This window comes from Polaromonas sp. CF318 (genome assembly GCF_000282655.1).
GTDB lineage: Bacteria > Pseudomonadota > Gammaproteobacteria > Burkholderiales > Burkholderiaceae_C > Polaromonas.
In genome coordinates, this window is the sequence record NZ_AKIV01000028.1 from 1 (window position 1) to 6,726 (window position 6,726).

7 protein-coding genes are annotated in these 6,726 nt (G+C 66.1%); all 7 read left to right on the forward strand.

What is annotated here, in order from left to right; genetic code table 11:
- Window positions 1-906: ABC transporter substrate-binding protein (locus PMI15_RS03975; RefSeq protein ID WP_007863978.1), on the forward strand; the 906-nt coding region annotated here is incomplete at its 5' end.
- 216 nt (window positions 907-1,122) lie between these two features.
- Entirely contained in the window at window positions 1,123-2,064 is a 942-nt protein-coding gene (locus PMI15_RS03980; protein WP_007863980.1) for an ABC transporter permease, read from the forward strand.
- A 143-nt stretch (window positions 2,065-2,207) separates the two neighbouring features.
- Window positions 2,208-3,047 (forward strand): ABC transporter permease, encoded by an 840-nt coding sequence (locus PMI15_RS03985; protein ID WP_007863982.1) that lies wholly within the window; start codon window positions 2,208-2,210, stop codon window positions 3,045-3,047.
- Window positions 3,044-4,096 carry an ABC transporter ATP-binding protein gene (locus PMI15_RS03990; protein WP_036837414.1) on the forward strand — a complete coding sequence of 351 codons (1,053 nt, stop codon included), beginning with the start codon at window positions 3,044-3,046 and terminating at the stop codon, window positions 4,094-4,096. Before PMI15_RS03985 ends, PMI15_RS03990 begins: the two co-directional genes overlap by 4 nt.
- Window positions 4,093-5,097, forward strand: coding sequence for an ABC transporter ATP-binding protein (locus tag PMI15_RS03995; protein ID WP_007863985.1), 1,005 nt, complete (start codon window positions 4,093-4,095; stop codon window positions 5,095-5,097). The genes PMI15_RS03990 and PMI15_RS03995 overlap by 4 nt, the downstream gene beginning before the upstream one ends.
- Before the next feature lie 18 nt (window positions 5,098-5,115).
- Window positions 5,116-6,417, forward strand: a complete 1,302-nt coding sequence (locus PMI15_RS04000; protein ID WP_007863987.1) for an alanine racemase — start codon at window positions 5,116-5,118, stop codon at window positions 6,415-6,417.
- Between the two features lie 54 nt (window positions 6,418-6,471).
- Window positions 6,472-6,726 (forward strand): MurR/RpiR family transcriptional regulator (locus PMI15_RS04005; RefSeq protein WP_007863989.1); only part of this gene is annotated, 255 nt, incomplete at its 3' end.

Consider the following 6,726-nt stretch of genomic DNA (forward strand, 5'->3'; position numbering starts at 1 on the left):
CCCCCCAGCGGCTACGGCGGCAAGCGGGTGGCCTCGGTGGAGGAACTGCGCTTCGTGCCGGTGCCCAATGCCAACACGCGAGTGGAAGGCGCGCTGGCCGGCCAGTTCCACTACGCCGACCTGCTACCGATCGAGGCTTTGCCGCGGCTGGAGAAGGCCGGCGGCAAGGTGGTGCCGATCATGACGCCATCGTTTGGTTTCCCCTACCTGGTGTTCAACACCAAGGAAGGCTCGCTGGCGCGCCAGCCGGTGCGCAAGGCGGTGCAGACCGCGCTGGGTGAAGGCGAGATGCTGGCGGCCGGCTTTGGCGACACGCGCTTTTTCGTCGCTGAGGGCAACCACTTCCCCAAAGGCACGCCTTTTTATTCGACCGCCGGTACCGAGGCTTACAACGAACGCGATGCGAAGAAGGCCAAGAGCCAGGCAGAGCAGGCCGGCTACAAGGGTGAGACCATCCGCATCCTGACCAGCCGCCAATATGACTTTCACTACAACATGGCGCTTATCATGGCCGAGCAGCTCAAGCGCGCCGGCTTCAAGGCCGAGCTGAACGTGGTGGAGTGGGCGACGCTGCTGCAGCGCCGCGCCGACCCCAAGCTGTGGGATATCTATATCACCCATTCCGGCTTGTTCCCCGAGCCCATGCTCTCGCCCCCGCAACTGGGCGATGGCGCGCCGGGCTGGTGGACCTCGCCGGCCAAGCAGGAGGCGCTGGCCGCGCTGAACCAGGAGCCGAACCCGGCCAAGCGCGGGGCGCTATGGGGCAAAGTGCAGCAGGTGGTCTACGACGAAGTGCCCTACATCCAGGTCGGCAAATTCGCCAGCCTGTCGGCGCGCGCACCGGCATTGCAGGGTTACACGCCTTATACCTATCCGTTCTTCTGGAATACAAGCCTGAAAAATTGAGCCCCCACGCTTGAGATGAGCCCCCACGCTTGAATTGAGCCCCCACGCTCGTCACTGCGTGTACTTCGCTGCCCCCCGAGGGGGCCGCGCGCCTGCGGCCCGGCAAAGCCGGTTCCGCGGCTCAGGCTGGTTTCGCTTTGTTTCAGGCCGAATGAGTGTTGACCAGAGCCACTGTCGAATGGATATGAAGATCATTTTTCTGGATAGAACAAGGTCATGACGCGCTATTTGTTATCACGCGCAATGGGCATGCTGGTGGTGATGGCCTTGGTGGCCGTTATCGTATTTGTGCTCACACGTGCCGCCCCGGGCGACCCGATCGCGGTGCTGCTGGGCGACCAGGCCACGGCCGAGGACATCGCCCGGGTGCAGAAGGTCTACGGCCTGGACAAGCCCCTGCCGGTGCAGTTCGTGCTGTGGATCCGCGAGCTGGCTCACGGCAACCTGGGCGAATCGATCTTTCTGCAGCGGCCCGTGACCCAGGCGCTCTGGGAGCGGGCCGAGCCCACCACCTTGCTCTCGCTGATGGCGGTCGCGCTCGCCGCGCTGATCGGCGTGCCCTGCGGCATCGTCTCGGCGGTGTTCCGCGGCAAGGCTGTCGACCAGGCCTTTACCGGATTCGCGATGCTGGGGGCCAGCGTGCCCAGCTTCTGGTTCGGCCTGGTGCTCATGCAGATTTTCGCGGTGTCGCTGGGGTGGTTCCCTGTTTCGGGCTACGGCGAGCCGGGCGCCTCGCTGGCCGAGCGAATCCATTGCCTGGTGCTGCCGGCCACGGTGCTGGGCGTGCTCAACTCGGCGCTGATCATCCGCTTCACCCGCGCCTCCATGCTGGATGTGCTGGGCGAGGACTATGTGCGCACCGCGCGGGCCAAGGGCCTGTCGGAAAACGTGGTGGTGCTCAAGCATGCGCTGCGCAACGCGCTGGTGCCCATCGTCACCGTCCTCGGCTTGACGGTGGCGCTGATGATAGGCGGCGCCGTGGTGACGGAGACCGTGTTCGGTCTGCCCGGTGTGGGCAACCTGGTGGTGAGCGCGGTGATACGGCGCGACTATCCGGTCATCCAGGGCGCGCTGCTGGTGGTGGCCATGATCTATGTGGTGATCAATTTCCTGACCGACTTGCTCTACATGCTTGTTGATCCTCGCGTGAAATACTGAGAAGCCATGAATAACCCTACTGCGCGTCCCGATCTCGCACCCGCGATCCTCACCGTACGGGTGTACGGCTCCGGTCCTCGGCGCGACCTCGGGCCGCTCGCTACGGTTTCTTCACACCTTCTACGCTGCCAAAAAGACTGCGCATGAAAATCCCTCTCACTTTGAAGAAGCTCTTCCGCCGCCGCATCGTGCTGGCGGCCGGCATCTGCCTGCTGGTCGTGGTCGGTGTCGCGCTGCTGGCCAATGTGGTCAGCGGCTACGACCCCAACGATACGGCGGTGCGCGAGCGCCTCTCCGCGCCGACGGCCCAACACCTGCTGGGCACCGACGAGCTGGGCCGCGACCTGTTCGCGCGTATTGCTTATGGTGCGCGTTATTCGCTGACCATCGCCGCGCTGACGGCCATTGGCTCCATTGTGCTGGGCACATTGTTCGGCCTGGTGGCCGGGTTCTTCCGCCGGCTCGACGCGCCCATCATGCGTGTGGTCGACGCGATGATGTCTTTCCCCGATATCCTGCTGGCGATCGCACTGGTCGGCATCCTCGGGCCCTCCATGCTCAACGTGGTGCTGGCCCTGGTGCTGGTCTACACGCCGCGGGTGGCGCGGGTGGTGCGGGCCTCCACTCTCGTGGTGCGCGAGCTGCTGTTCGTCGAGGCCGCGCGTGCCGTCGGTGTCTCCACCGCGCGCATCCTGCTGCGCCACATCCTGCCCAACCTCATGTCGCCCATCCTGGTGCAGGCGTCCTTTATCTTTGCTTACGCCATCCTGGCCGAGGCCGCGCTGTCCTTCCTGGGCGTGGGCGTGCCGCCCGAGATTCCGACCTGGGGCACCATGGTGGCCGGCAGCCAGCAGTACGCCCACCAGGCGCTGTGGATCGTGCTGTTCCCAGGGCTGGCGATCATCCTCACTGCGCTCTCGCTGCAACTGCTGGGCGACGGCATTCGCGATCTGCTGGATCCGCGCCTGAGGAAATCGATGTGAAGGAAATCGACGTGAACCGGTTGGAAGTCCGCCATCTCAGCACCTTTTTCGACACCGACGAGGGCTTGGTCCGCTCGGTGGCCGACGTGAGCTTCAGCATACGCCCCGGCAAGACCACGGCGCTGGTCGGCGAGTCGGGCTCCGGCAAGTCGGTGACCAGCCTCACGCTGATGCGCCTCTTGTCGCGCACCGCCTCCACGCAGATCAGCGGCGAGGCCTTGTTTACCAACCGCGCCGGCCAGACGCTGGACCTGCTGTCCCTGCCCGAGGCCGAGATGCGGCGCATACGCGGCAACGAGATCGCCATGATCTTCCAGGAGCCCATGACCAGCCTGAACCCGGTCTTCACCGTGGGCGAGCAGATCGCCGAGTCGGTGCGCCTGCACATGGGGCTGGACCGCAAGGCTGCACTGGCACATGCGCTGCGCATGCTGGAGCTGGTCGAGATCCCGGCCGCCGCACAGCGCCTCAATGAATACCCGCACCAGCTCTCGGGCGGCATGCGCCAGCGCGTGATGATCGCGCTGGCCATGGCCTGCAACCCGACGCTGCTGATCGCCGACGAGCCCACCACCGCGCTGGACGTGACCATACAGGCGCAGATCCTGGAGCTCATGCGCCGTCTGCAGGCCGAGACCGGCATGAGCATTTTGTTCATCACCCACAACCTCGGCGTGGTGGCCCACCATGCCGACGACGTGGCCGTGATGTACGCGGGCCGCATTGTGGAAGCCGCGCCGGTGCGCGAGCTGTTTGCCCAGCCGCGCCACCCCTATACCCAGGGCCTGCTGGCCTGCCTGCCCGCACAGCAGCGCAAGCGCGAACTGGCCAGCGGCCAGGCCGGTGCCAAACGCCGGCTTTATGCCATACGCGGCCAGGTCTCCAGCCCGATGGCGCCGCCGCCGGGCTGCGCTTTTGAGCCGCGCTGCGACCTGGCCATCCCGCCTTGCCGCGACGCCATGCCCGCGTTGCTGGCCGCCGGCCCAAGCCGCAGCGCGCGCTGCATACGTGTCGAAGAAACAGCCACGGCCACGGTGGAGTCCGCATGAGCACCCCTTTGATTGAAGTCAAAAACCTGCAGCGTTATTTCGGCGCTTCGACCAAGCCGGTGCGCGCGGTCGACGACGTCTCCTTCAGCATCCAGCCCGGTGAAACCCTGGGCCTGGTCGGCGAATCCGGCTCGGGCAAAAGCACCATAGGCCGCACCCTGCTGCGCCTGATCGAGGCCACCTCGGGCCAGGTGCTGTACCGCGGCGAGGACCTGGGCTCGGCATCGAGCAGCCGCATGCGCGCGCTGCGCAGCAAGCTGCAGATGATTTTCCAGGACCCTTATGCCAGCCTGAACCCCAAGATGCGGGTCAAGGACATCCTGGGCGAAGCCCTGCAGGTGCACGGCCTGGCCAAGGGCAAGGAAGCGCGCGAGGCGCGCATTGCCGAGCTGCTGGAACTGGTCGGCCTGCGCGCCGAACATGCCAGCCGCTACCCGCATGAGTTTTCCGGGGGCCAGCGCCAGCGCATAGGCGTGGCGCGGGCGCTCGCGGTCGAGCCCGAGTTCATCGTGGCCGACGAGCCGCTGTCGGCGCTCGACGTGTCCATCCAGGCGCAGGTGGTTAACCTGCTGTGCGACCTGCGCGACCGGCTGTCGCTGACCATGCTGTTCATCTCGCACGACCTCGACGTGGTCGAGTATTTGTGCGACCGCGTCGTGGTGCTGTATCTCGGCCGCGTGATGGAAGTCGCGCCCACGGCCGAGCTGTTTGCGCGGCCGCTGCATCCTTATACGCAAGCCTTGCTGGCGGCCTCACCCAAGCCCGATCCTGAGCACAAAAGCGAACGCATTGCGCTCAAGGGCGACATCCCCAGCCCCGTCAACCCGCCCTCGGGCTGCGTGTTCCGCACGCGCTGCCCGCATGTGATCGATGCCTGCTCCGTCACGCGCCCCGAGCTGCGCGACATGGGCAAGGGCCGCTTCAAGGCCTGCATACGCGACGATATCGCCGGCGCCGTGCCTGTCGCCTTTGTGCCCGCTGCTACATTGGCCGCTGCCTGACCCCCCCAAAAAAAACTCATGACCACATTGCAAGACCTCCTGGACCCGCAGCTCGACCGCAGCTTCAAGGGCTTTCCCCACAACAGCGGGCCGGTGCGCCGCTCCGAGATGGGCAAGCAGGGCTGGAACGTGCTCAAGGGCGACCTGCCGCTGCCCCTGGCCGTCGTCAAACAGTCGGCGATGAAGCACAACCTTGGCTGGATGCAGCGCTTTGCCAAAAGCCAGGGCGTGGACATGGCGCCGCACGGCAAGACCACGATGTCGCCGCAATTGCTCAAGCGCCAGCTCGACGAAGGTGCCTGGGGCCTGACCTTCGCCACCGTCACGCAGATGCGCGCCGGTATCACGGCCGGCGCCAAACGCCTCATCATCGCCAACCAGGTGGTGAACGCCATGGACCTGGCCGGCATCCAGGGCATGCTGCGCGAATACGCCGGCCTGCGCATCGTCTTCCTGGTGGACTCATTGGCCCAGCTGGCGCTGATCGAGGCCTGGGCCCGCGCCAATGCCGCCGCCATGGTTTCGCCCTTCGAGGTGCTGATGGAAATCGGTGTCATGGGTGCGCGCACCGGCGTGCGCAACGAGGCCGACGCCATGGCCCTGGCCGCCGCCCTGCGCACCAGCCTGGCCTGCCGTCTGGTCGGCATAGAGACCTATGAAGGGCAGGGTGCCACCGGCGATTCGGCGGCGGACAAGGCTTATGCCGATGCGCTGATGCGGCGCACCTGCGACATTGCCCTGGCCTGCGACCAGCAGGGGCTGTTCGACAGCGACGAAATTTTGATGACGGCCGGCGGCTCGGCCATCTTCGACCTGGTCAGCGGCTGGCTCACGCCCAAGCTCTCGCGGCCGGTGCGCGGCCTGCTGCGTTCGGGCTGCTACATCACGCACGACCACGGCAACTACAAGCGCCTGGTCAGCTCTGTCAATGCGCGCCTGCATGGCAGCGCCGGCAAAGATGGTCTCAGGCCCGCGATTGAAGTCTGGGCCACGGTGCAGTCCTGCCCCGAACCGGGCCTGGCCATTCTGGCCGTGGGCCGGCGCGACCTGTCCTACGACCTGGAAATGCCGATACCGCTGTCCTCGATAGGCGCACCTGGCGCCGCGCCCGTGGCCGCTCCCGCGGACTGGAAGGTCACGGCGCTCAACGACCAGCATGCCTACTTGCGCGGCAGCGGCCCCGAACTTGCCGCGCTCAAGGTCGGTGACCTCGTGGCGCTGGGCATCTCCCATCCCTGCACCACCTTCGACAAATGGCGCTGGATGCCGGTTGTCGATGAGAATTACACGGTCTGCGATGCCCTCGTCACCTGCTTCTAAACTGCCTGACGCCTTGATGGATCGCGCGGCTTCCCGCGCGCCGCAACCAACCCCATGACCTCACAAGTTCTTGCCAAAATCGCCGAGACCATCGCCAGCGCCCCCACGTCCAGGCGCAGCGTGCTGGAGTTGATCCTGCAGGACCCCCAGCGCGTGCTGGATGAAAGTTTTGAGCAGCTGGCGCAGCGCGCGGGCAGCTCGGTGCCCACCATCATGCGCACCTGCCGCGACCTGGGCTACCCGGGCCTGCGCGAGTTCAAGCTCGCGCTGGCGCAGGAAATGGCCGTCAGCGGCTCCCCCCTGCACCGC